The 23,154-nt window shown below is 63.4% G+C and carries 24 protein-coding genes and 1 tRNA gene; 14 read left to right on the top strand and 11 right to left on the bottom strand.

Annotated features, from left to right (window positions below):
* Window positions 1-21 precede the first annotated feature (21 nt).
* Entirely contained in the window at window positions 22-723 is a 702-nt protein-coding gene (locus AC2FLM_RS21250; protein ID WP_234218219.1) for a LuxR family transcriptional regulator, read from the top strand.
* 105 nt (window positions 724-828) lie between these two features.
* On the top strand, window positions 829-1,671 hold the full coding sequence (locus AC2FLM_RS21245) for an acyl-homoserine-lactone synthase (RefSeq protein WP_496859867.1): 843 nt from the start codon (window positions 829-831) through the stop codon (window positions 1,669-1,671).
* Between the two features lie 89 nt (window positions 1,672-1,760).
* Here AC2FLM_RS21245 and tig read toward each other — a convergent pair whose 3' ends face one another.
* From tig to AC2FLM_RS21225, 4 genes are all read right to left on the bottom strand, one after another.
* Window positions 1,761-3,092 carry a trigger factor gene (gene tig / locus AC2FLM_RS21240; protein WP_496859866.1) on the bottom strand — a complete coding sequence of 444 codons (1,332 nt, stop codon included), beginning with the start codon at window positions 3,090-3,092 and terminating at the stop codon, window positions 1,761-1,763.
* Window positions 3,093-3,282: 190 nt separating this feature from the next.
* On the bottom strand, window positions 3,283-4,476 hold the full coding sequence (locus tag AC2FLM_RS21235) for a porin (protein ID WP_234178117.1): 1,194 nt from the start codon (window positions 4,474-4,476) through the stop codon (window positions 3,283-3,285).
* A gap of 255 nt (window positions 4,477-4,731) precedes the next feature.
* Entirely contained in the window at window positions 4,732-5,838 is a 1,107-nt protein-coding gene (locus AC2FLM_RS21230; RefSeq protein ID WP_496859865.1) for a porin, read from the bottom strand.
* A gap of 332 nt (window positions 5,839-6,170) precedes the next feature.
* A tRNA-Leu gene (locus AC2FLM_RS21225) sits at window positions 6,171-6,255 on the bottom strand.
* Window positions 6,256-6,464: 209 nt separating this feature from the next.
* Here AC2FLM_RS21225 and AC2FLM_RS21220 point away from each other — a divergent pair.
* Window positions 6,465-6,974, top strand: a complete 510-nt coding sequence (locus AC2FLM_RS21220) for a Hint domain-containing protein (protein ID WP_496859864.1) — start codon at window positions 6,465-6,467, stop codon at window positions 6,972-6,974.
* Here AC2FLM_RS21220 and AC2FLM_RS21215 read toward each other — a convergent pair.
* Window positions 6,971-8,614, bottom strand: coding sequence for an NAD(P)H-hydrate dehydratase (locus AC2FLM_RS21215; RefSeq protein WP_496859863.1), 1,644 nt, complete (start codon window positions 8,612-8,614; stop codon window positions 6,971-6,973). The genes AC2FLM_RS21220 and AC2FLM_RS21215 overlap by 4 nt on opposite strands.
* A gap of 170 nt (window positions 8,615-8,784) precedes the next feature.
* Here AC2FLM_RS21215 and AC2FLM_RS21210 point away from each other — a divergent pair, with 170 nt between their 5' ends.
* From AC2FLM_RS21210 to AC2FLM_RS21190, 5 genes are all read left to right on the top strand, one after another.
* Window positions 8,785-9,123 (top strand): P-II family nitrogen regulator, encoded by a 339-nt coding sequence (locus AC2FLM_RS21210; RefSeq protein ID WP_234140699.1) that lies wholly within the window; start codon window positions 8,785-8,787, stop codon window positions 9,121-9,123.
* A 32-nt stretch (window positions 9,124-9,155) separates the two neighbouring features.
* Window positions 9,156-10,562: a type I glutamate--ammonia ligase gene (gene glnA, locus AC2FLM_RS21205; protein ID WP_234140698.1), complete on the top strand. Its 1,407-nt coding sequence runs from the start codon at window positions 9,156-9,158 to the stop codon at window positions 10,560-10,562.
* Window positions 10,563-10,738: 176 nt separating this feature from the next.
* The gene (locus AC2FLM_RS21200) at window positions 10,739-11,575 is read left to right on the top strand and encodes an amino acid ABC transporter substrate-binding protein (RefSeq protein ID WP_496859862.1); all 837 of its coding nucleotides are present in this window, start codon (window positions 10,739-10,741) and stop codon (window positions 11,573-11,575) included.
* 19 nt (window positions 11,576-11,594) lie between these two features.
* A complete protein-coding gene (locus AC2FLM_RS21195; RefSeq protein ID WP_430539488.1) occupies window positions 11,595-12,398 on the top strand; it encodes a lytic murein transglycosylase in 804 nt (267 codons plus the stop codon).
* 207 nt (window positions 12,399-12,605) lie between these two features.
* Window positions 12,606-13,517, top strand: coding sequence for a hypothetical protein (locus tag AC2FLM_RS21190; RefSeq protein WP_234218226.1), 912 nt, complete (start codon window positions 12,606-12,608; stop codon window positions 13,515-13,517).
* A 50-nt stretch (window positions 13,518-13,567) separates the two neighbouring features.
* Here AC2FLM_RS21190 and AC2FLM_RS21185 read toward each other — a convergent pair whose 3' ends face one another.
* The gene (locus AC2FLM_RS21185; RefSeq protein WP_496859861.1) at window positions 13,568-14,305 is read right to left on the bottom strand and encodes a heme-dependent oxidative N-demethylase family protein; all 738 of its coding nucleotides are present in this window, start codon (window positions 14,303-14,305) and stop codon (window positions 13,568-13,570) included.
* Between the two features lie 129 nt (window positions 14,306-14,434).
* Between AC2FLM_RS21185 and dddP the strand changes: the two genes are divergently transcribed.
* Both dddP and AC2FLM_RS21175 read left to right on the top strand, forming a co-directional pair.
* A complete protein-coding gene (gene dddP / locus AC2FLM_RS21180) occupies window positions 14,435-15,778 on the top strand; it encodes a dimethylsulfonioproprionate lyase DddP (RefSeq protein WP_496859860.1) in 1,344 nt (447 codons plus the stop codon).
* Between the two features lie 188 nt (window positions 15,779-15,966).
* Window positions 15,967-17,187, top strand: coding sequence for a bifunctional alpha/beta hydrolase/OsmC family protein (locus AC2FLM_RS21175; protein ID WP_496859859.1), 1,221 nt, complete (start codon window positions 15,967-15,969; stop codon window positions 17,185-17,187).
* A gap of 9 nt (window positions 17,188-17,196) precedes the next feature.
* On the opposite strand, the gene AC2FLM_RS21170 is transcribed toward AC2FLM_RS21175, so the two are convergent.
* From AC2FLM_RS21170 to AC2FLM_RS21150, 5 genes are all read right to left on the bottom strand, one after another.
* Window positions 17,197-17,484 (bottom strand): hypothetical protein, encoded by a 288-nt coding sequence (locus AC2FLM_RS21170; RefSeq protein ID WP_496859858.1) that lies wholly within the window; start codon window positions 17,482-17,484, stop codon window positions 17,197-17,199.
* 10 nt (window positions 17,485-17,494) lie between these two features.
* The gene (locus AC2FLM_RS21165; RefSeq protein WP_234218230.1) at window positions 17,495-18,058 is read right to left on the bottom strand and encodes a hypothetical protein; all 564 of its coding nucleotides are present in this window, start codon (window positions 18,056-18,058) and stop codon (window positions 17,495-17,497) included.
* Between the two features lie 113 nt (window positions 18,059-18,171).
* Window positions 18,172-18,759, bottom strand: coding sequence for a biotin transporter BioY (locus AC2FLM_RS21160; RefSeq protein ID WP_234143866.1), 588 nt, complete (start codon window positions 18,757-18,759; stop codon window positions 18,172-18,174).
* 76 nt (window positions 18,760-18,835) lie between these two features.
* Window positions 18,836-19,258, bottom strand: coding sequence for a DUF6314 family protein (locus AC2FLM_RS21155; protein ID WP_234178110.1), 423 nt, complete (start codon window positions 19,256-19,258; stop codon window positions 18,836-18,838).
* Window positions 19,255-19,587: a hypothetical protein gene (locus AC2FLM_RS21150; RefSeq protein WP_496859857.1), complete on the bottom strand. Its 333-nt coding sequence runs from the start codon at window positions 19,585-19,587 to the stop codon at window positions 19,255-19,257. The genes AC2FLM_RS21155 and AC2FLM_RS21150 overlap by 4 nt, the downstream gene beginning before the upstream one ends.
* 88 nt (window positions 19,588-19,675) lie before the next feature.
* Here AC2FLM_RS21150 and purB point away from each other — a divergent pair, with 88 nt between their 5' ends.
* The 4 genes from purB (at window position 19,676) to AC2FLM_RS21130 (ending at window position 23,087) form a co-directional block, all read left to right on the top strand.
* Entirely contained in the window at window positions 19,676-20,980 is a 1,305-nt protein-coding gene (gene purB, locus AC2FLM_RS21145) for an adenylosuccinate lyase (RefSeq protein ID WP_496859856.1), read from the top strand.
* Between the two features lie 102 nt (window positions 20,981-21,082).
* Window positions 21,083-21,247 carry a hypothetical protein gene (locus AC2FLM_RS21140; protein WP_158454173.1) on the top strand — a complete coding sequence of 55 codons (165 nt, stop codon included), beginning with the start codon at window positions 21,083-21,085 and terminating at the stop codon, window positions 21,245-21,247.
* 93 nt (window positions 21,248-21,340) lie between these two features.
* A complete protein-coding gene (locus AC2FLM_RS21135; protein ID WP_496859855.1) occupies window positions 21,341-21,895 on the top strand; it encodes a tetratricopeptide repeat protein in 555 nt (184 codons plus the stop codon).
* Window positions 21,896-22,037: 142 nt separating this feature from the next.
* Window positions 22,038-23,087 (top strand): flagellar motor switch protein FliG, encoded by a 1,050-nt coding sequence (locus AC2FLM_RS21130; RefSeq protein ID WP_496859974.1) that lies wholly within the window; start codon window positions 22,038-22,040, stop codon window positions 23,085-23,087.
* Window positions 23,088-23,154: the final 67 nt, after the last annotated feature.

Here is a 23,154-nt window from a genome sequence, read left to right as displayed (position 1 = left end):
CGGACCGAACAGGTGCAGTGTATGGATATTGTCGATCTCGGAACTCTGCCCAAGTCGGAAGCCGTATATTCGGACTTCCTTCTACAAGTGCGCGAAAAGCTCGAGATGGACCACGCCGCTTATGCCGGGCTGAACCCGGCCGCCGGCGCCATTCACGGCTATGTCACCTATAGTGACGAGTGGAAGCTCCATTATCAGGAGCAGGGCTTTCACATGATCGACCCGACGCTGCACATGAGCCAGCGCAGCATCGCCCCCGTCGACTGGAGTCGGCTGGAGCGCAGCAACGATTTTCGCCGTGTCTTTCGTGATGCCCATGACTTCGGTATCGGCGATCAGGGTCTGACAATACCGGTGCGCGGTCCCTATGGCGATGTGGGCCTGCTCAGCGTTACCCGGGACTGCCCGACCGAGGAATGGCACAAACTGGTGCGTCACGTGATCGGGGATCTGCAATCGCTGGCCGTGCACATGCACGACACGGTGATGAGCTCGGACATGCTGGGCCGCATCCTGTATCACCCGTCGCTCTCGACCCGCGAGGTCGAAATCCTGCAATGGGTGGCCGCCGGAAAGTCGCAACAGGATATCGGTGATATCCTGTCGATCTCACACCGCACCGTCGAGGTTCATCTGCGCTCGTCCCGCGAGAAGCTGTGCGCGCTGACGACCGCTCAGGCTGTCGGACGCGCTGTTGGCCTGGGCCTGATCTATCCCGGCTGAACTCTCCAGTACATTTTTTCCGCCTCTACGGGAAACCCCCAATAGTCCCGCGCCCCAACTTGGGTAACGATTGGTTCACCGAAATCCACTCGTAGGGGGAAACAAATGATCATCGTGATCGACGCTTTGAACAAGCATCTTTTCGATGGAGTTCTGGATGACATGTTTCGGTTGCGTGCCCGAGTGTTTGGTGATCGTCTGGGATGGGATGTAACGATCGAGGATGGCAAGGAGATCGACCGTTTCGATCACCTTGATCCGGCCTATGTCGTCGGGCTTGACGATGACGGAAACGTGGTGGCGGCGGTCAGGGCGCTTCAGACCACCGGCCCGCACATGCTGGCGGATGTGTTTTCCGACATCCTGTGCGGCGAACCGCCGATCCGCAGCGCGACAATGTGGGAATCGACCCGGTTCTGTGTCGACACCCAGCGCCTGAACCGCGGCAAAGACCGCAACTCGGTCTCATATGCCACCTGCGAGCTGATGATCGGCTCTCTGGAATATGCCCGCCGCGCCGGGATCAGCGACATTGTCACCGTGATCGACCCGGTGATGGACCGGGTGCTCAAGCGGTCTGACAACGCACCATATGACTATGTCGGCAAGACCGTTCCGATGGGCAAGGTACCGGCGCTGGCCGCCCTTCTCGATACCGGGGAAGAGCGCGTCGAACGCGTCCGCCAGTTCGCGGGGATCGCCCATGACGTGTTTCTGAGCGATGACGAAGCACTGGCCCTGTTCAACCGTACTCATGCCGGGGCCGACGAGGACGCGGCCAGCGCCACTCCGCTGGAACGCTATCTGAAGGAGCAGATCCAGGCCGCCGTGGGCGAGGAGGAGTTGAAGGCCGTACAGAGCCTGATCGAGGCGCTGGCAGGCTCGCTTGACCCGCGTCGCAAGCAGGGGCTGCTGGACACGCCGAAACTGGTCGCGCGCGAAGCCTGAGCCACTCCGAACACCAACCATATGCGCGACAAAAAAGCCGCCCGAAATCTCGGGCGGCTTTTTGAGTTTTCAGGCCGGGCGGATGCGGTTTATTCCGCGTCCAGCTCTTCCAGGGCCTTTTGCAGATCTTCCTTGCTGATCTCTTTCTCGGTCACCTTGGCCTGGGCCACGATGTGGTCGACCACCTTGTCCTCGAAGATCGGCGCGCGCAGCTGCTGCTGCATCTGCGGGTTCTTCTGCACGAATTCAAAGAACTGACGCTCCTGCCCCGGATACTGACGGGCCTGGCTCAGGATCGCCTGGGTCATCTCGGCATCGGTGACCTCGACTTCGGCCTTCTGGCCCAGTTCGGCCAGCAGCAGGCCCAGACGCACGCGACGCTCGGCCAGTTTTGTGTGCTCTTCGGTCGCTTCGATCTCACCGTGGTTGTGATCGTGAACCTCGGGGTTGTCCTCGTGCCACAGCTGATGCGCGATCTGCTTGGCCTCGGCCTCAACCAGGCTGGGCGGCAGGTCGAACGAGACCTTGACGTCCAGCGCGTCCAGCAGGCCACGCTTCATCACCGCGCGCGAGGCGCCGGCATATTCGGCTTCCAGACGCTCGGCGATCTGGGCCTTCAGCGCGGCCAGATCCTCGGCGCCGAATTTCTTGGCCAGCTCGTCGTTGATCTCGGCGGCAACCGGTTCCTTCACCTCTTTGATGGTGCAGGTGAACACAGCTTCCTTGCCGGCCAGATGCTCGGCACCGTATTCCTCGGGGAAGGTGACGGTGACGTCCTTTTCCTCTTCGGCCTTGACGCCCACCAGCTGCTCCTCGAAGCCGGGGATGAAGCTGTTGGAACCCAGCACCAGCGGGTAATCCTCGGCCGAACCGCCTTCAAACGCTTCGCCGTCGACCTTACCGACGAAATCCATCACGACCTGGTCGCCGTCCTTGGCCTTGGAGCCCTTGCGGCGCGCCTTGAAGTCCTGCGCAGTCTCGGCCAGGTTGCCCAGCGCCTCGTCGATGGCGGCGTCGTCGGCCTTGACCACCAGCTTCTCCAGCGCGATGTCGCTCATGTCGACCTCGGGGATCGCAGGCAGCGCCTCATAGGACATCTCGACATGCACGTCGTCGCCTTCTTTCCAGTCCTCGTTGGTCATCTTGACCTCGGGCTGGAGCGCGGGACGGTCGCCGCTGTCCTCGAAATGCTTGTTCATGGCGCCGTCGATGGTTTCCTGCATCGCCTCGCCCAGCAGACGCTGGCCGAACTGCTTTTTCAGCAGCGCCATGGGCACCTTGCCCTTGCGAAAGCCCTTCATCTCGATCTCGGGCTGCGCCTCGACCAGCTTTTCGTTGACCTTGGCGTCCAGCTCAGCCGCGCTTACAACAATGTTGTAGCCGCGTTTCAGACCTTCGTTCAGCGTCTCGGTAACCTGCATATGGTAGTCCCCATAGGATTCGGGGCGCACGCACCGAGGCGCGCGCCATGCACAATTTGTGGCCTTCTATTTGTCCCGCGAGGCCGGTGCAAGGGGGTAGTGCCGCGCTGACCCCGCAATTGGTGGTATGAGACAAAAAACACGCCCCGGACCGGCCGGGGCGTGTCGATGTCAAACGGTCACGAACCGATCAGAAGCGCCAGCGCGCGCCCAGCACGATGGTGCTGAGGTCCTGATAGCTGTTGGCCGCGTCGTCATATTCATAGTCCTGATAGGTGAAATAAACGTCGGTGTTATAGGCCTCGACCCGCTGCGCGATACCCACGCCCCAGCCCTTGGTCTCGGAGCCCGCGACGTTGAAGTCCGACCCGTCATAATAGTGCACACCGACGCCGGTCTTGCCGAACGAGAACCAGTCGGCGTCATAGGCGACCTTGAAATACAGGTAATCGGGATCGCTGGCGCCTGCGGCGTCGTTGTCTCGGGTGCCGCCCGCAAAGGTGAAGCTGAGCCCGTTCTGGAGCAGGACCGAGGCCGAACCCACCACATCCGAACGATCAACGCCATTGTTGTCGCGCACCTGATAGGCCAGGCCCGCATCCAGCTGCACGCCGCCCGCGAACTCGCCCGAATAGCGCACCGCCGCATCGTAGTAATCCGACTGGTCGGCGGTGTTCAGGATGTTTTCGCCGTATGCGGCCGAGAAGGTGAACCCGGCGATCTCGGGGCTGTCATAGCGGATGCGGCCGCGGCGCGAGCCGTCGAACGTGTCGAGCGTATCGCCCACTGCCGGACCGGACAGAACCCCGGCGGTGTCGCGGAACAGGAAGGCCGCGTTGGCATCGGCGAGATACGAATACAGCGCCACGCCCACATAGGACAGGTCGGATTCGGCGATGCCATCGGCCGCCATGCTGCCCTGCCCCAGCGAGACCCGGCCCCAGTCGCCTTCGAGCGAGAAGTCGATATGGCGCAGGTCGTCGCGGGTCCAGCCGCTGAAATTGTCGCCCAGCTGGTTGGTCTCGGTCGAGTTGGGCAGGCCCAGCCCGGTCTCGAACCGGAACCGGAAGGTGTTGTCGCCAAAGGGCTGCGTCAGGCGCAGGCCCAGGCGGCTGCGCGACAGGTCATTGTCGCGGATCTGGGTCTCGGTCTGCTGGCCGTCATCGACCGAGATCAGGGCCGGGTTGAACTGGCCGTACAGCCGGACCGAACCGCCGGACTGGTTTTCATAAAGCAGCTGGGCCGATGCGGGCGCGGCCAGTGCCGCCGCCGCCAGGGCCAGAGCCGAAGTGGTTCTGAGTGTGGTGATCATCTTCTTTCCCATCAGATGGATGAAACGCGGTTGCGTGCCCTCTGATGTGGCGGGGATGGGTCTTGGTTCCATATGCGCGCCCCGGCCCGTGGCCCGCGCGTTGCATCGCTGCTACGCGGCACGACTCGAGAAAAATTAAAAATGCTTTTATTACATATGGATAATGAAGTAACGCGAACGCGAGCAGCATGTGAAAATCAAAAAAGCGCCCCGGAACATGCCAGCTTTCTGCAAAAGCAATGTGCGTTTTTGCACCCATCTCACACAAGAGTGACGCCCGCCCACCCCTTGACGGGGACGGACGGGCGCAAACCCCTCGACACCGGATCAGAATTTCCAGCGCGCGCCGAACAGGAATGCGTCCACATCCTGATAGGCCGTACCGGGATCGGACAGTTCATGATTGCGGTAGCCCAGATAGACCTGGGTGTTGATGCTGTCGAAATTCTGGTTGATGCCCAACCCCAGAGATTTCGACTCGCGCCCGGCCAGCCCGAAATCATTACCGTTGTAGTAATCTATCGCAAACGAGGTCATGCCGACCGACAGGAACTGCGTCTCGTACCCGGCCAGAACATAGGTATAGTCGCCGCTGTTCTCGCGGCTGCCGCCAGCCACGGCAAAGTTCAGCCCCGACCGGAACTTGACCGCGACCGAGCCAAAGGTGTCGTCGCGGTCGACACCGCCGCTGTCACGACGGGAAAAGCCAATGCCACCCTTGACCTTGGTTCCATCGAACTCGCCCGCATATTTCAGCGCGATGTCGTAATACTTGTCGCTATTGCCCGGGGTCAGCACGTCGGTACCGGCCGCAACCGAAACGGTAAAGCCATTGAAACTGGGCGTGTCATAGCGCACGCGCCCCTGGCGCCCGCCATCCAGGCTGGGATTGACCGAGCCGATGGTGACGCCCGACAGCGCCCCGGCAGCGGTGCGGAACTGGAAACTACCGGCAAAATCGCCGATGCCGTTATACGTGGTCATGCCGTTGTTGTTCAGCGTGATGTCCGCGACGCCGTCGCTGGCCATCGACCCCTGTCCCACATAGATCGTGCCCCAGCTCTCGCTGGCATAGGAAAAGTCGATCTTGCGCAGGTCGGTCCGATCCCAATCGGCCCCCTTGGGCGTGTTGGTCTGGCTCACCCCACCCGACGAACGCAGGCCAAGCGCGGTTTCCAGATTGAACTTGAACGTGCCCTGGTACATGGGCTGCACCACCCACAGACCGACGCGGGTGTTGGAATGGGCGTTGTCGACAAAGGTATCCTTGCTCTGCACCCCGTCATCGACCGACTGCCAGGCGGGCGAGACCTGCCCGTAAATCTGGACATATCCACCCGAAGCGTTTTCCCATTTCAGTTCCGCCGCAGCCGGAACCGCGGTGATCGCGGCCAGCAGCGCAGCACCTGTCGCTGTTTTGATCTGTCTCGTCATATCGTGTCTCCGTCGAGGAGGTTGCTCGTTACCCCTCTTCAAATGGTAAAAGGGGCTCCCAGTTCCAGAGAACCCGCCGACACGCGCGCCGAGGCTGATATTTTCGCAACACGGAATCGTGAGGGTTCGTGGTGATCCGATGGAACCACAAGCGCTTACCGCGCAATGACCCAACGGCGAAATCACGCGCAAAGCGAAAAACCGCCCTGCGGCCATGCAACCCCTGCATGGCACGCCCCCGCTTGGCGCAGCACGCGTGCACCTATGAAACACCGGGGCGCACAATCGCTCGGGGGAAATTGGGTCGGGCCTATATTTTTAAAGGGACAAGATGGTGCGGGTGAAGGGACTTGAACCCCCACGCCTTGCGGCGCCAGAACCTAAATCTGGTGCGTCTACCAATTCCGCCACACCCGCAATCACGACCCGCCGCAGCGGCACCGTGACGCGCTGAATAGCAAAGCTTTCAGCCGAGCGCGAGAGGCAATCTGAATGCTTCCGTCACGATGCCGCAAAGGCACGCTTGCCGGGATTTATCTAAAATCGGCAGCAAATCGCCGCGACAAGTTCACGGTTTTGCCATATTCTGACCAGCAAAAATAACGAGCAGACCAAGGTGATCCATCATGAACGCAAAAGCGGCAGTCCGTGCTGCGGGCAGAGGCTCGCATCCCAGTCCCGATATCGCGCCGGTTCCCGAGGCCGGATTCCTGGCCGGCACCGTCCTGCTGACACAGGATGGCGAGATGCCGGTGGAATTCCTGTCCCCCGGTGACCGGATCATCACCCGCGACCGTGGCTTTGTTCCGCTGGGTCATCTCACCCGCGCATGTCAGACCGTGCGCGCGATCCGCTTTGCCGCCGGGTCACTGGGCGACACCCGCCCGGACTGCGACCTGATCCTGCCCGCTGGCCAACCGGTGCTGATCCGTGACTGGCGGGCGCAGGCTTTGTTCGGGACAGCTCAAGCGATGGTACGGGCCGATGCGCTGGTGGATGGAGAGTTCATCTGCGACCTGGGTCCGCGCGACATGCCGCTGTTCCAGCTGCATTTCGACGCCCCCCATGTGCTCTACGCAGGCGGGCTGGAAGTGGCGGGCCAATGCCTGCCCGCCTCGGTCCGCCTCGCCGCTTAGACGCCCAGTTTCCGAAACACTGCCGGCAATGTCTCCGGCAGGTCCTCGGCGATCAGGCCGGGGCCGAATTCCAACGCGCATTCCACATGCAACCAGGCGGCGGTCTCGGCCGCCCGCATCGGGTCATACCCGCGTGCCAGCAGCCCGGTGATGAAGCCCGCCAGCACGTCGCCCGACCCGGCGGTCGCCAGCCATGGTGCCGACCGCTCGTAATGGGCCGAGTTCACCGAACAGCGCCCATCCGGCGCCGCGATTACCGTATCTGGCCCCTTGAACAGCACGACACAGCCCGCGCGCTTGGCGGCCTCGCGGGTGGCATCGACCTTGGAATAGGCCGGGCCGCTCTTCGGCTCCTCGCGGAGCCTCTTCGCGATATCGGGGAACAGCCGCGCAAACTCGCCGCCATGCGGGGTCAGGACGCAAGCCTCGTGCAGTTGGGCAAACAACGCGGCCGGGTCGTCGGCAAAAGCCGTCAGCGCATCGGCATCCAGCACCGTGGCGCGTTTGGCGGTCAGCGCCAGCGGCACCAGATCGCGCGCCCGTTCGACGCCCATGCCGGGCCCCAGGCAGAGCGCGTTGAGGCGGGTATCCCGCAGCACCGCCGCAAACCCATCGGCACCCTCGACCCGCGCCAGCATCAGCGCGGTGACCTGACAGGCAACCTCCTGCTGCGCGCTGGGCGGCACCCCCAGCGTCACCAGCCCCGCCCCGATCCGCAGCGCGCCGCGCGCTGCCAACCGCGCCGCGCCGGTCTTGCCGGACCCACCGGAGAGGATCAGGGCATGGCCGTGCGTGTACTTGTGGGACTCCGCCGCCTTGTCCGACAGCCTTGGTCGCGCCAGGCGCACAATTTCGCTGGCAAGCTCCCTTGTAGCAGCGAGACTGGATGGCAAGTCATCCAAGCCGATGCTTTTCACCACTGTTTTTCCGCAAAAAGCCGGCCCATCTGAAACTCGGTGCCCGACTTTCTCGCGATGAAAACTCACAGACAGTTCAAATTCCAGCTTCCCACGCCCTATCTGATCCTGGGTATCAATGAGAGGCTTTCCGCTGTCGGCACATAATCCAGAAGGAAGATCAATCGCCACGCGACGCGCGTTGACCACCTCAGTTGTGAGCACACCGATCTTCTCATGCAGGCACATCTCGCTGCCGAGCGGTCGAACCAGCCCAGTGCCAAAAACCGCATCTACTATGAGATCGACCTCTCCAACCTCTCCGGTTTGCCAATTCCAGTTCTCTGGATCAAACTTCGCATAAGCCTGAACCTCCCCCTGCACCCGCCACCGCTCGTAATTCACCCGTGCATCCGGCGGCAGCTTATCGGGGTCGCCATAAAGAAACACCTCCACCTCCCAAACGCGCTCGTGCAACAGCCGCGCCACCACGAACCCGTCGCCGCCATTGTTGCCAGGCCCGCACAGGACCACCGCGCGCCTCGCCCTTTCCTCTTGCTGCAAATATCCCGGGGGTGCGGGGGCTGGCCCCCGCTCTTCTGCCAGTTCCGGCCATTCCTCGAAAATCGCTTCGACCACGCCGCGCCCGGCGCGCTCCATCAACTCCAGCCCGGTCACCTCGCCCGAGGCGATTGCCGCCTGTTCGATGGCCCGCATCTGCGCCGCGGTCAGCAGTTCGGTCATGCCCTGCCCCTTTGCCGATTCACTTCTGCACAATCCTTGTGCATTCTGCACAAATTTTCACCTGTCGCCCAAAATTGCCGCAGTGCGGCCCGGCCGGTTTCGCATTCGCGTTGAGCCTCCAGCTTAGACGTGATCTGAGGCGGGCTGACAAGCTTGCAAGGAGCACCGCGATGAAGAAGATCGAAGCGATCATCAAACCGTTCAAGCTGGACGAGGTCAAAGAGGCGCTGCAGGATATCGGCGTCCAGGGCCTCAGCGTGGTCGAGGTCAAGGGTTTTGGCCGTCAGAAAGGCCATACCGAGCTCTATCGCGGTGCTGAATATGTGGTCGATTTCCTGCCCAAGGTGAAACTCGAAGTGGTGCTGGACGACGACCAGGTCGACGCCGCCATCGAGGCCATCGTGGGCGCCGCCAAGACCGACAAGATCGGCGACGGCAAGATCTTTGTCTCGACCATCGAACAAGCCATCCGCATCCGTACCGGCGAGACCGGTTCGGACGCGCTTTGACCCGAACACACTCTAGCAGAGGACAAGAGAGTATGAGCAAGGACGCAGTTCTTCAGCTGATCAAGGACGAGGGTGCCGAATATGTCGACATCCGCTTCACCGACCCGCGCGGCAAGCTGCAGCACGTGACGATCATCGCCGATCTGGTCGACGAGGACTTCCTGGAAGAAGGTTTCATGTTCGACGGCTCGTCGATTGCCGGCTGGAAGTCGATCGAAGCCTCGGACATGAAACTGATGCCCGACACCGAAAGTGCCTATGTCGATCCGTTCTACGCGGAAAAGACCATCTGCATTCATTGCTCGGTGGTCGAGCCCGACACCGGAGAGGCCTATGACCGCGACCCGCGCGGCACCGCCGTCAAGGCCGAGGCCTATCTGAAGGCATCGGGCATCGGCGATGTGGCCTATATGGGCCCCGAGGCCGAATTCTTCCTGTTCGACGACGTGCGCTATTCGAACACCATCAACAAGGTCTCCTACGAGGTCGACGCAACCGACGCCTCGTGGAACACCGATGCCGAGTTCGAGACCGGCAACATGGGTCACCGCCCCGGCCTGAAGGGCGGCTATTTCCCGGTCAACCCGACCGACGAGGCGCAGGACCTGCGGTCTGAGATGCTCTCGACCATGAAGCGCATGGGCATGAAGGTGGACAAGCACCACCACGAAGTGGCCTCGTGCCAGCACGAACTGGGCCTGATCTTCGGCACGCTGACCAAGCAGGCTGACGAGATCCAGAAATACAAATACGTGATCCACAACGTGGCCCACGCCTATGGCAAGTCGGCAACCTTCATGCCGAAGCCGATCTATGGCGACAACGGCTCGGGCATGCACGTGAACATGTCGATCTGGAAAGACGGCAAGCCGCTGTTTGCCGGTGACAAATATGCCGATCTGAGCCAGGAAGCGCTGTATTTCATCGGTGGCATCCTCAAGCACGCCAAGACGCTGAACGCGTTCACCAACCCGGGCACCAACAGCTACAAGCGCCTGATCCCCGGTTTCGAGGCCCCCGTCCTGCGCGCCTATTCGGCCCGCAACCGCTCGGGCTGCGTGCGTATTCCGTGGACCGAAAGCCCCAAGGCCAAGCGCGTCGAGGCCCGCTTCCCCGATCCGTCGGCAAACCCCTACCTTTGCTTTGCCGCGCTGCTGATGGCCGGTCTTGACGGCATCAAGAACAAGATCGATCCGGGCGAGGCGATGGACAAGAACCTCTACGACCTGCCCGCCGAGGAACTGGCCGACATCCCCACCGTCTGCGGTTCGCTCCGCGAGGCGCTGGAATGCCTGGCTGCCGATCACGACTTCCTGCTGCAGGGCGACGTGTTCACCAAGGACCAGATCGAAGGCTATATCGAGCTGAAGATGGAAGAGGTCCACAAGTACGAACACACCCCGCACCCGGTGGAATTCGGCATGTACTACAGCTGCTGATCGCGGTCTGTACGCAAATCGGGGGGCGCCTTTCGGGCGCCCCTTCCTTTTTTGGAGGACCGACCGCCTGTGCCGAGCACGATCGCGTCTTTTGACCCGGACCGGTCCGATATTCCCCTTTGAGGTGCGCCCCAGCCCGGCTAGTCTGGCTTCACATTGCTGACAAAGGACTATTCATGCGGCTTCTTGCTTTGACCCTGGCGCTTGCCCTGACTACCGGCGCCGTTGCGGCCCAGACGATCGAACGCATTCGCGACACCGGACAGATCAATATCGGGTTCCGCGTCGACGCAGCGCCACTCTCCTTTGCCGATGCCGAAGGGCGGCCTGCGGGCTATACGCCCCAGTTGTGCGGCCGGCTGGCACAGGCCATGGCCAACCGGCTTGATCTGGCTGAACTGAAGGCCGGTTTTGTCCCGGTCTCTGCCTCGGACCGTTTCGAACGGCTTGCCAAGGGCGACATCGACATGCTCTGCGGCGCAGCCACCGTGACGCTGGAACGCCAGAAGTCCGTCGATTTCTCGATCCCGATCTATGTCGATGGGACGTCTGTCATAACCCGCCGCGGTGAAGGTGCTCACCTGTCCGATCTGGCGGGCAAGACCATAGGCTTTCGCGCCGACACAACGACCGAACAAGCCGTGCTGAACTCGTTCGAGGCCGCCGGGCTAGAGGCTCGGTTCGAGCGCTTCGCCGATCACAATGCCGGCTTCAAGGCGCTGAACGACGGTGCGCTTGACGCCTATTTCGCCGATCAATCCATCCTGATCTTCAACTATGTCTCCGGCAATATGGGCGAGAAGTTCCAGCTTCTGGACGAGATCCTGACGATCGAGAAACAGGCGCTGGCCCTGCCCCGCGGCGACAGCGATTTCCGGCTTCTCATCGATACGTTGCTGTCTGAGATGTATGCCGACGGCACCATCGACCGCGTTTTCCGTGAAACCCTGCCCGGTGTCGAACCGGGTGCCGCGCTGAAAGCGATGTTCCTTCTTGCACCAACTGTGCCTTGACCCTTTGCAGAGCGATATCATGGTTCCCTATTTCCGCCCGATCCTTCTGACGTTGATGCTCTCGCAGCTCCCCTCGGCGGGCGCTGCCCTGACCTGCGGCAATACCGGTGCCGGGTTCGAGGCCTGGAAGGCCGAGTTCGCCCAAGTGGCCCGCCGACAGGGCGTTGGCAAGCGCGGGCTCGAGGCGCTGGCGCAGGCCCGCTATGCCACCCGCACCATCGCCGCCGACCGAAATCAGAAAAGCTTCAAATACTCGCTCGAAAAGTTCATGCAGGTGCGCGGCGCCGATACGATCGTCGCCCAGGGCCGCAAGCGCAAGGCGCGCAATCCCGAATTCTATGCCGCGCTGGAACGGCAATATGGCGTGCCCGCCGGTATCCTGATCGCACTGCACGGGATGGAGACCGCCTTTGGCTCCTTCATGGGTGACAGCGCGGTCGTCTCGGCCATCACCACGCTGGCCTATGACTGCCGCCGGTCCGATTTCTTTGTCCCGCATGCGCTGGCGGCGCTGGAACTGGTGGACCGCCGCGCCATCACCGGCGCGACCAAGGGAGCCAAGCATGGAGAGTTGGGCCATACCCAGTTTCTGCCGGGCAATGCGCTGGCCTATGGGGTGGATGCCACCGGCGACGGGCGGGTCGATTTCTATGACATGACCGACGCACTCGCCTCTACAGCGAACTTCCTGCGACAGAAGGGGTGGCGCCCCGGTCAGGGCTACCAGCCGGGAGAGCCGAACTTTGCCGTGATAAAACAGTGGAATGCCGCCTCGGTCTATCAACAGGCAATTGCGATCATGGCCCGGCGAATCGACAGCTAGAAGTTGCATCGCGTCACCGCGATGCCATCGGGTGGACAGAAAGTCGCCACTTTTACTGATTTTTTAGGGGTATTCTTAGTTTCCGGGCGCTCATCAATCGCGGAAAATTTGTTGAATTGCCTCGTGATGACGCTTTTTCGGCCCCATTTTTTCCACCATACGCCTCTAGCTTGATCCTTGGCACAACTTGCAATGGAGGAAGTCGCTGTGGCACAAACAGGCACGTATCACGGTGGACTGGTGTTCCTGGGTAACGAGGATGGCGCGATGGACCGGTTCAGCCGGATCGTAACCGCCACGCTAGAAGATTACGGCCATGCGGTCGAACGGCAGTCGCTGTTGAACACGCATGAAGCGCGCATTCTGTCCAGTCAGTACCTGGTCAGATTGTCGATGGAAACCGCGGTCGAGGATGGCTCTCGCGCCCGTCGGGTCGATGCGGTGGCGGGTTTGAACCGCCGCCTGCACGAGAGCAAGGAGCGGGTCCGCAACCGTCTGGTGATTTCGGTCACGCCGGTTTCCGAGCAGACCGATGACCGCGACGTGACCGAGCTGATGTTGGTGGTGATGCTCTACCGGATGGTGGATCTCTATACCAGCGAACTGATCGAGTGGCTCGACCCCGATGTCCGCCTGACGATAGACCAGTTCCTGGGCGCGTTTTCCAATGTCTCGCCCCGCCGGGTGCGCGGCCGCCAGCAAATCCTGTATCATCAGGGTGAACGGTTCGCACCGATCGACGACACCGCGCCGGATCTGGCAAGTCGCTATGACCGGATCATGGGGCAATACGCCCATCAGGGCGAAACCGGTCTGGTCGCGCTCACCGACCAAGAGGCGCTGGCGCTGGCCTTTCGCAGCGACCCGCGACCCGACGAATTGGACGGGCTCAGCCCCGAGGAACGGGCACAGACCGATATCCGGCGGCTCGCCAGCTGGGGCATGACCGGCTGTCTGGCCTTCGTCTCGGCGCCGGTCGCGGCCTCGCTTGCCGCTGTCAACCTGATCCGCGGCGAGGATTTCCGCCTGAACACGCAGGTCCTTTCGCTGACCGCGGCGCTGGTGTTCATGCAAAGCTCGGGCGCCATGGCCAGCGTGCTGTCGCTCTTGCCGGTCTGAACCTTTCCCGAAACCGACCTGCCCCGCCCAAACGGCGGGGCGTTGGCCTCTCAGGCGGGCACAGCCGGTACGTCGCGGCGTGCCAGCACATAGGTATGGATCGAAAAGACCACCGCGCGCGTTTCCGGCAAGCGCAGGATGCATTGCCGCTCGCTGCGCAGATATCCCGCATCCGCCGGTACCGGCGCGCTGCGGCGGTCATGGATGCTGCGTGGCTGGTGCAGCTCGGCATCTGCATACCAGAGCGCGTTGAACCGCCACAGGGGCCGCCCCACCTGCACCCCGTCGAACAGCCGCTGCACCCGCCGCGCGACCCCCGCATCATAGCTGCCCACAGGCTCGTGGATGGCGATCAAGGGGTGCATGAATTTCTCGGCCAGCGTCCAGCTGGCCGGAAAGCACAGGACAGCCCCTGTCAACACATGTTCGTCGCCGCGCTTTTCGAGGATGCAGAAATCCTCCTGCACCAGCTGGCCCAGGCTGCGCAGCGGATCGGCGCGGTCGATGCTGACCGTAACGCCATCGGGCCGGGTGACCCGGTCGCCCGAGCCGGGATAGGCCAGCCCCTGCACCAGGTCGAGCAATTCGACCGCCGCCGGTCGCGCCCCTTCGTCCAGCGCCAGCACCGCGCCCGGCCTCTCGGCCAGCAGTGCCGCGCGCTGGGCCATCTGCCCGGCAAAGGCCTCGTCCCGGTGCAACCAATCCTCCATTTGCAGCGGCGCGATACCCGGCAATGGCCGGGGGCTGTGGATATCATATGGCAGGCGGGTTTGCAGGATCTCGGTCATGTGCCCGGCCTAGCATCGCCTTGGCGACGGAAACAGGCCAAAAACGACACGAACACCCGTCGCGAAAGGATGCGACTCACCCCCTTGGCCCCGGCCACAGTTGGGATCAGCATGACAAGGGAGGCCCCAATGACCCAGCATTACCGCGATACCCGCAAGATCGACCCCAGTCGGGGCGCCACGCTGGGTGACGGCAGTCCCAATGACAACGATCGGATCGAGATCGGGCCGACCCAGCTGGCCTTTGCCGAATGGGCACAGGCGGGACTGGACCTGCCCGACCTGACCCGGATGCGCGAACATCGCTGGAAACGCCTGACCCGCGCCATTGTCGAGCGGGGCTATGGTGGCCTGTTGATGTTCGACCCGCTCAACATCCGCTATGCGACCGACTCGACCAACATGCAGCTGTGGAACACCCACAACCCGTTCCGCGCGGTGCTGCTCTGTGCCGATGGCTACATGGTGATCTGGGATTACAAGAATTCGCCCTTCCTCAGCACGTTCAACCCGCTGGTGCGCGAACAGCGCTCGGGCGCGGACCTGTTCTATTTCGACCGGGGCGACAAGGTGGATGTGGCGGCGGATGTGTTCTCGAACGAGGTGCGGGTGCTGATCGAGGAGCATTCCGGCGGCAACAAGCGGCTGGCGGTCGACAAGATCATGCTGCACGGGCTGCGCGCGCTCGAGGCGCAGGGGTTCGAGATCATGGAGGGCGAGGAGGTCACCGAAAAGACCCGCGCCATCAAGGGGCCTGACGAGATCCTTGCCATGCGCTGCGCCCATCACGCCTGTGAAAGCGCCATCGCCGAAATGGAGCGGTTCGCCCGCGCCAATGTCGGCGACGGCAGGACCAGCGAGGACGACATCTGGGCGGTGCTGCATGCCGAGAACATCCGGCGCGGTGGCGAGTGGATCGAGACCCGGCTGCTGGCCTCGGGGCAGCGCACCAATCCCTGGTTCCAGGAATGCGGGCCGCGCATCACGCAGAAAAACGAGATCATCGCCTTTGATACCGATCTGATCGGGTCCTACGGCATGTGCATCGACATCAGCCGCACGTGGTGGATCGGCGACCGCGCGCCGCGCCCGGACATGATCTATGCCATGCGGCACGCGCATGAGCATATCATGACCAATATGGAGATGCTGAAACCCGGCGTGATGATCCCGGAACTGACCGCCAATTGCCACCGGCTGGACGACAGGTATCAGGCGCAGAAATACGGCTGTCTGATGCATGGGGTGGGCCTGTGTGACGAGTGGCCGCTGGTCGCCTATCCCGACAAGGCGGTGGCGGGTGCCTATGACTATCCGCTGGAGCCGGGCATGGTCCTGTGTGTCGAGGCCTGTGTCGGCGAGGTGGGCGGCGATTTCTCGATCAAGCTGGAAGATCAGGTGCTGATCACCGAGGACGGGTACGAGAACCTGACCACCTACCCGTTCGATCCGGCGCTGATGGGCGCGGACTGACAAGGGATTTCGCCGCGCCTGCGGCCCGGCGACCGATGCGAGGGGCGCTGCCCCTCGCGCTCCCCGAGGTATTTCCGAACAGAAGAAACCCATATCGGCGCGTCACCTCCGCGTGAGGCGTTTGACATGAGGGTTGTGGCGGGGGGCGGTCCTGCCCACTCTGGTGCAAAGCCATCAGGAGTGACCCCATGCCTACCGAACGGATCACCTTTGCCGGTCACGACGGCAGTCAACTGGCCGCCCGGCTGGACCTGCCGGAGGGGCCAGTGCTGGCCACGGCGCTGTTTGCCCATTGCTTTACCTGTTCCAAGGACATTCCCGCCGCCCGCCGGATCGCGGCGCGGCTGGCGGCGATGGGGATCGCGGTGCTGCGCTTCGACTTTACCGGTCTGGGCCATTCCGAGGGCGAGTTTGCCAACACGACATTCACCTCGAATGTCGATGATCTGGTGGCTGCCGCCACCTATCTGGCCGGGCGCGACATGGCGCCGGCGCTGTTGATCGGGCATTCGCTGGGCGGGGCTGCTGTACTGCGCGCACGGGCGCGGATCGCCTCGGTCCGCGCCGTGGTGACCATTGGCGCCCCCGCCGATCCGGGCCATGTGGCGCATCATTTCGAGGATGCCCTGCCCCGCATCCGGGCCGAGGGCGCGGCCGAAGTCTGTTTGGGCGGGCGGCCGTTCCGCATCGGGCGGCAGTTTGTCGAGGATATCGCCGAGAGCGCGCTGCAACCGGCCATCGCCGAGCTGCACGCCGCGCTGCTGGTGCTGCACGCGCCGCGTGACGAGACGGTGAGCATAGACAATGCCGCCCGGATCTTCATGGCCGCGAAACATCCCAAGAGCTTTGTCACGCTGGACGATGCCGATCACCTGATCAGCCGAGCGCAGGATGCCGAGTATGCCGCCGATGTGATCGCCGCCTGGGTCGGCCGCTATGTGAGCCTGTCGCCACCTGCGCCGCCGCCTGGCGCACCCGAGGGCGTGGTGCGCGTCACCGAAGTGTCCGCGAGCGGGTTCCTGCAGGATGTACAGTCCGGTCCCGATCACCACACCCAGGCGGACGAACCGCTGTCCTATGGCGGCACCAACCGGGGCATGTCGCCCTATGGTTTCGTCTCGGCGGGCCTTGGCGCCTGTACCTCGATGACCATCCGCATGTATGCGCAGCGCAAGGAATGGCCCCTGACCGGGATCAATGTCGATGTCTGCCATGACAAGGTGCATGCCCAGGACGCCGATACCGGTGCCAGCGGCAAGATCGACGCGTTCACCCGGGTTATCACGCTTGAAGGCCCGTTGAGTGAAACGCAACGGGCCAAGCTGCTGGAGATCGCCGACAAATGCCCGGTTCACCGCACCCTCGAAGGCGCGGCACGCATCGTCACACGCCTGACCTCCGGGTCCTGACGCGCCTCACTAAAGGCGGGCGGGCATCGGGCGGGCCACGGGCGGCCGGTGGATCGGTGGTCGTGCCACCGGCGGCCGGGCGATCGGCGGAACCGGTTTTGCCGGTGGGCGCGCGATCGGGTGCTCCGGGCGCGGACGGTCCGGCCGGGGCGGACGCGGATAGCCGTAATAGTAGTCGTTCCACAGCATCGAGTCGTAATAGACCGAGTTGCTGCCGGTCGCGGTCGGATCACACCCCGCAAGGCCCAGAACCGCGACAACGAGACCGGCCGAGAGGGTGAGTTTTGCTAAGCGCATGGCCATCCTCCTAGTTTGCCGCCCGGAACGAGGCGTAGATTGAATTGATATCCTCGACCAGTTCGGGCCGGGCGCCCATCTCGACCACGGCCAGGGAAATCGCCACGCGGCTGCCTGGCAGATCGACCAGAACCGCGGTGAACGCGACCGCATTTCCATCGCGTCGCCCGGTGCCGACATAACGCGCCGCCGGCAACCCGCCGATGCGGATGCGGCTTTGTTCCCGCAACTCGGGGTCGCTGACCACCGATTTGCCGATATTGCGCAGGTAGTCTTCGGCCTGGGCAAAGGTCGACACCCCGTTGGGCGACATGAAACCGACCCAGACGCCCGGCTCGGCTTCGGGCTCGAACCCGATCACCCGGTTGATCAGCCGCGCCTCGTCCGACCCCGGCGGGGTCAGCGCCCGCGGACCACCGCTGCGGACCTGCCAGAAATCCGGCGCGCTGAGGTGAAACAGCGCCCTGCCGTCAGAAACATAGGTGAGCGGCATGTCAGCTGTGGCTGGCAAGGGCAGCAGGCTTGCTGCCAGCGCCAAGGCCAGCGCGCGCAAGGGGGCGAAACTCTTTGGCATGGCAAACATCTTTCCTGATCGCGATGGTTCCAGTGTCCATACCATATCCCGCAAAGGCAACGAAAAAGGCCCGGACAATGTGTCCGGGCCTTTGCAAAAGGTATCGGGCGGGATCAGCCGCGGGCGTTGCCCACAAGTTTCCACAGGCCGGGGATCAGCACGGCGGCCAGCACCAGTTTCAGCGCGTCGCCCACCAGGAACGGGGTCAGGCCCCACTGAAGGATCGGTTTGTCCCAGCCATAAAGCTGGCCCAGCCACAACAGGCCCGGCACATAGATCAGCACGTTGGCCAGCACCAGCGCCAGCGCCATCTTGCCAAACGACCGATCCCAGCCGCGCGCGGCCAGCGCGCCCAGCATCACCGTAGCCATCAGGTAGCCCACCAGATAGCCGCCGGTGCCGCCCATCATATAGGTCAGCCCGAATTTCTCGGCCGAAGAGGTGGCGAAGACGTCAAAGCCCAGCGCGCCCACCAGCAGATAACCCAGCATGGTCACCAGACCCAGCCGCGCGCCATAGGCGGTGCCCAGCGTCAGCACGGCAAAGGTGCCCATGGTGATCGGCACCGGCCACATCGGCACCTTGATCTTGGCGGCGATGGCCAGCGCGGCGATGCCCAGCACCACCAGAACCGCTTGCTTTGCCAGACGCGCGGTGCCTTCGCGCGGGCCGATTGCATCGGCCAGAACAGTCATGCTCATTCGGTTGTCTCCCAGTTCAGACAGGTATTGGCACACAGAAATGCCCTGTCCGCGCGCGCGCCGCAAGACGTTTACGCTATCGCCGCCGAAAATCGGTGACCATCTCGTAATCCTTGCGCGGCCCCTTGACCGTCCAGCGCACCCGCCACAGCGGCCAGCGCGCAAAGTCATAGCCCGCGTCATAACTGTCGGGCGGGCAGTCATGGTGATCTCCCGGCGCCACTTGACCCAAGGTTAAGTGGTGGAAAAACCTGCCGTCTTCGAAGTGGATGGCGATGCCACCCGGACCGGGACGCCACAGATAGCGGCGGGTGCCGTGAAACGGCGGTTGGCCGGGCATGAACAGTGTCACCTGCTCGTCATAAGTCAGCCCGCCCTCGCTGCGGCGCAGCGTCGCGCCCCCTTCGGCGCGCAGTTTCTGCCCCGTCAAACGGTCGTCGATGACGCGATCCAGCAGCCAGTCGCCCTCGAATTCTGCAATGTCCCGCGGCAGGGTCATTGGGCATAGGTCCCGTCGGTGATATCGCCCCCCTGCCCGACAAATCGGACCCTCTCGCCGTCGCTGGCCACCGTGTAACAGGCCCAGAGATCCGAGGGCGGCCAGAGCGAGCAGAAAAGATCGCCGCGCAGACTCCACCGGCCCTGGCTCGGCCGGTCGGTCACATAGACCGTCCCGCCCGAGGCGTCAAAGCTCTGCCGCGCGCCGCCTTCATAGACCAGCACCCGCCCCTCCAGCGCGGCGCGGATCTCGTCTCCGGCCAGCGGCATGAACTCGTCTGCTGCCGCCCCAATGGGCAGAGCCGCCAAAATCAGGGCAAACCGTCTCATATTTATGCTCCTGCCTTGTCCCGCGATGCGGCTGGGTCTATGACCCGCGCCAACAGGTCCTGCCAATCACAAAAAGGTGTCGCTGCCAATGATCCCCCGCTACTCCCGCCCCGAGATGGTTGCAATCTGGTCGCCCGAGACCAAGTTCAAGATCTGGTACGAGATCGAGGCGCATGCCTGTGACGCGATGGCCGATCTGGGCGTGATCCCGCGGGAAAACGCCGAGGCCGTGTGGAAAGCCAAGGATGTGGAATTCGACGTCGCCCGCATCGACGAGATCGAGGCGGTCACCAAACATGACGTCATCGCCTTTCTCACCCATCTGGCCGAACATGTCGGCAGCGAAGAGGCGCGTTTCGTGCATCAGGGCATGACCAGTTCGGACGTGCTGGATACCTGCCTGAACGTGCAACTGGTCCGGGCCGCCGACCTGCTGCTGGTGGGGATGGACAAGGTGCTCGCCGCGCTCAAGAAACGCGCATACGAGCACAAGGATACCGTGCGGGTGGGCCGCAGCCACGGCATCCATGCCGAACCCACCACCATGGGCCTGACCTTCGCCCGCTTCTATGCCGAGATGGATCGCAACAAGAACCGGCTGGAAAAGGCCCGCTGGGAGGTCGCCACCGGGGCCATCTCGGGCGCGGTTGGAACATTCGCCAATATCGACCCGGCGGTCGAAGAGCATGTCTGCGCCAAGCTGGGCCTGCGACCCGAGCCGATCAGCACCCAGGTCATCCCGCGTGACCGCCACGCCATGTTCTTTGCCACGCTGGGCGTTATTGCGTCCTCGATCGAGAATATCGCCATCGAGATCCGCCACATGCAGCGCACCGAAGTGCTGGAGGGCGCCGAGTTCTTCTCGATGGGTCAGAAAGGCTCCTCGGCGATGCCGCACAAGAAGAACCCGGTGCTGACCGAGAACCTGACCGGTCTGGCGCGTCTGGTCCGCATGGCGGTGATCCCGGCGATGGAAAACGTGGCGCTCTGGCATGAACGCGACATCTCGCATTCCTCGGTCGAACGCGGCATCGGCCCCGACGCCACCGTGACGCTGGATTTCGCCCTGCACCGTCTGGCCGGTGTGGTCGACAAGATGCTGATCTTTCCCGACAACATGCTGGAAAACATGAACAAGTTCCCCGGTCTGGTGATGTCCCAGCGGGTGCTGCTGGCCCTCACCCAGGCCGGTGTCAGCCGCGAGGACGCCTATACGATGGTGCAGCGCAATGCGCTCAAGGTCTGGGAAGAGCGGGTCGATTTCCGCGAGCAGTTGCTCGCCGATGCCGACGTTGTCGCCGCGCTGGGCGAGGACGCCATCAACGAGAAGTTCGACATGGGCTATCACACCAAACATGTCGACACGATCTTTGCCCGTGTTTTTGGCAACTGACCGCCCAGACGGACATAACCACTGACACAACGGCGTGAGCCCCCTTTGCGCAAGGGGGGCTCTGCGCTACACTCCTCTCCAATATCAACGGGAGGAGAGATCATGACCCTCAGGACGATATGCTGTGCCGCTGCGCTGGCCCTGGTGCCGGTTGCCTCGTTGGCGATGGGCTGTTCCAGCCGCGGCCATGAACAGACCCAATCCTGCGCCCCGGGCATGCAATGGGACGCCGCCTCGCAAGCCTGTGTCGAGGTGATCAACAGCTGACCCGCGCCGATCCGGCCGGGCGATCCGGGCGCTTGTCAGGGCGCCCGCAAGATTTCTGCGACCCACCCCACATCTGTTACCGGAGTTTCCCTCATGCGTTTCCCGTCCCTTCTTGCCCTGGGTCTGACCCTGCCGCTTGGCGCCTTTGCCGCGGGTGGCGACAGTACCGGTGGCAGCACCTGGACCAATCCGCCCAAGGAGACCCAGACCACCAAGGAATGCAAAGGGGTCAAGGTCTGGGACGACAAGAAAAAGCGTTGCGTGGCGCCCAAGAACTCCGGCCTGGATGCCGATACGCTGTATAGCGCGGTACGCGAGCTGGCCTATGCCGGGCGGCCCGCCGATGCGCAGGGTGTGCTGGCGGCGATGCCGGATCAGAGTGACGACCGCGTGCTGACCTATTGGGGCTTCACCCATCGCAAGCTGGGCGATTTGGACCGCGCGGCCTTTTATTATCAGGCGGCGATCGCGGCCAATCCCGACAATATCCTGGCGCGCAGCTATATGGGTCAGGGCTTTGTCGAGGCGGGCAAGACCGATCTGGCCATCGCCCAGTGGCGCGAGATCACCGCGCGCGGTGGGGAAGGCAGCTGGGCCGAGGTGTCGCTGCGCGAGGCGATCCGCAGCGGGCTGACCTACAGCTACTGAGTTCAGCCTTTCTTTACCGCCCGGCCCGTAATCTGCCTGCGACTCTGATGACGGATGACGCAGGCAGATGCAGGACGACAATGCGCTGATGCCCCTTGACGCCGAGATGTTCGATTTCGACGACACTCCGGCGGCGACAAGGATGGGTGGCCCGCCGGTGGCCGACGCGCCCCGGCGCGTGCCCCGGCAATTGAGCAATCTGGAAAAGGCCGCCGTGGTGGTGCGGCTGCTGCTCAATGCGGGGGCGGAAATCCCGCTGGAAGAATTGCCCGAGGAGTTGCAGGCCCGGCTGACCAAGCAGATGGGGCAGATGGGGCTGGTCGACCGGATCACGCTGGATGCCGTGGCCGAGGAATTCGCCGAGGCGCTGGACGGGATCGGGCTCAGCTTTCCGCACGGGCTGGCCGGGGCGCTCAGCGCCATGGACGGCAAGATCGCCGCCACCACCGCCGCGCGTCTGCGGCGTGAGGCCGGTGTTCGCCAGATGGGCGATCCCTGGCAGCGGTTGCGCGCCCTGCCGCCCGAGGAACTGGCCGAGATCGCCCAGGCCGAAAGCACCGAGGTGGCCGCCGTGCTGCTGTCGAAACTCGACACCGCCAAGGCGGCGGCGCTGCTTGGGCAATTGCCGGGCCCGGTGGCGCGGCGCATCACCTATGCCATCTCGCAGACCGGCCGGGTGACGCCCGAGGCAGTGGACCGGATCGGCTGGTCGCTGGCCGCGCAGCTGGATGCGCGGCCGATCCTGGCCTTTGCCGACCGGCCCGAGAAACGGGTGGGCAATATCCTGAACCAGTCCGCACCCGCCACGCGCGACCAGATGATGTCGGCACTGGACGAAGAGGATGCGACCTTTGCCTCCTCGGTGCGCAAGGTCCTGTTCACCTTTACCGACATCCCTGCCCGCCTGTCACCGCGCGACGTGCCCGCCGTGGTGCGCGTGGCCGATCAGGACCAGTTGATCCTGGCCCTGGCCGCCGCCACCGAGGGGGACGAGGCCACGGTGGCCGAGTTCCTGCTTGGCAACATGTCCTCGCGGATGGCCGACAACCTGCGCGACGAGATCCGCGACAAGGGCAAGGTCAAGCGCAGCGAGGGCGAGGCGGCGATGACCGCCCTCGTGGGGGCCATTCGCGGGCTGGAGGATGACGGCGCCCTGCAATTGCTCAGCCCCGACGAGGAGAACGAGGAGTGATCCCGGCAGGCCGTTTTCCGACACGGAAAACGGGTCGGAAAGCAAACGCTTTCCGGGTCGGAATTTT

It is taken from the genome of Ruegeria sp. SAZD011 (assembly GCF_059612545.1).
The sequence above is the reverse complement of the archived record's forward strand: the minus strand, read 5'-3'. Positions and strand labels throughout refer to the sequence as shown.

Coding starts and splice junctions, on each gene's coding strand:
- AC2FLM_RS21250 (WP_234218219.1), top strand. CDS start 22: ATGGATATTGTCGATCTCGGAACTCTGCCCAAGTCGGAAGCCGTATAT.
- AC2FLM_RS21245 (WP_496859867.1), top strand. CDS start 829: ATGATCATCGTGATCGACGCTTTGAACAAGCATCTTTTCGATGGAGTT.
- tig (WP_496859866.1), bottom strand. CDS start 3,092: ATGCAGGTTACCGAGACGCTGAACGAAGGTCTGAAACGCGGCTACAAC.
- AC2FLM_RS21235 (WP_234178117.1), bottom strand. CDS start 4,476: ATGGAACCAAGACCCATCCCCGCCACATCAGAGGGCACGCAACCGCGT.
- AC2FLM_RS21230 (WP_496859865.1), bottom strand. CDS start 5,838: ATGACGAGACAGATCAAAACAGCGACAGGTGCTGCGCTGCTGGCCGCG.
- AC2FLM_RS21220 (WP_496859864.1), top strand. CDS start 6,465: ATGAACGCAAAAGCGGCAGTCCGTGCTGCGGGCAGAGGCTCGCATCCC.
- AC2FLM_RS21215 (WP_496859863.1), bottom strand. CDS start 8,614: ATGACCGAACTGCTGACCGCGGCGCAGATGCGGGCCATCGAACAGGCG.
- AC2FLM_RS21210 (WP_234140699.1), top strand. CDS start 8,785: ATGAAGAAGATCGAAGCGATCATCAAACCGTTCAAGCTGGACGAGGTC.
- glnA (WP_234140698.1), top strand. CDS start 9,156: ATGAGCAAGGACGCAGTTCTTCAGCTGATCAAGGACGAGGGTGCCGAA.
- AC2FLM_RS21200 (WP_496859862.1), top strand. CDS start 10,739: ATGCGGCTTCTTGCTTTGACCCTGGCGCTTGCCCTGACTACCGGCGCC.
- AC2FLM_RS21195 (WP_430539488.1), top strand. CDS start 11,595: ATGGTTCCCTATTTCCGCCCGATCCTTCTGACGTTGATGCTCTCGCAG.
- AC2FLM_RS21185 (WP_496859861.1), bottom strand. CDS start 14,305: ATGACCGAGATCCTGCAAACCCGCCTGCCATATGATATCCACAGCCCC.
- dddP (WP_496859860.1), top strand. CDS start 14,435: ATGACCCAGCATTACCGCGATACCCGCAAGATCGACCCCAGTCGGGGC.
- AC2FLM_RS21175 (WP_496859859.1), top strand. CDS start 15,967: ATGCCTACCGAACGGATCACCTTTGCCGGTCACGACGGCAGTCAACTG.
- AC2FLM_RS21170 (WP_496859858.1), bottom strand. CDS start 17,484: ATGCGCTTAGCAAAACTCACCCTCTCGGCCGGTCTCGTTGTCGCGGTT.
- AC2FLM_RS21165 (WP_234218230.1), bottom strand. CDS start 18,058: ATGCCAAAGAGTTTCGCCCCCTTGCGCGCGCTGGCCTTGGCGCTGGCA.
- AC2FLM_RS21160 (WP_234143866.1), bottom strand. CDS start 18,759: ATGAGCATGACTGTTCTGGCCGATGCAATCGGCCCGCGCGAAGGCACC.
- AC2FLM_RS21155 (WP_234178110.1), bottom strand. CDS start 19,258: ATGACCCTGCCGCGGGACATTGCAGAATTCGAGGGCGACTGGCTGCTG.
- AC2FLM_RS21150 (WP_496859857.1), bottom strand. CDS start 19,587: ATGAGACGGTTTGCCCTGATTTTGGCGGCTCTGCCCATTGGGGCGGCA.
- purB (WP_496859856.1), top strand. CDS start 19,676: ATGATCCCCCGCTACTCCCGCCCCGAGATGGTTGCAATCTGGTCGCCC.
- AC2FLM_RS21140 (WP_158454173.1), top strand. CDS start 21,083: ATGACCCTCAGGACGATATGCTGTGCCGCTGCGCTGGCCCTGGTGCCG.
- AC2FLM_RS21135 (WP_496859855.1), top strand. CDS start 21,341: ATGCGTTTCCCGTCCCTTCTTGCCCTGGGTCTGACCCTGCCGCTTGGC.
- AC2FLM_RS21130 (WP_496859974.1), top strand. CDS start 22,038: ATGGGTGGCCCGCCGGTGGCCGACGCGCCCCGGCGCGTGCCCCGGCAA.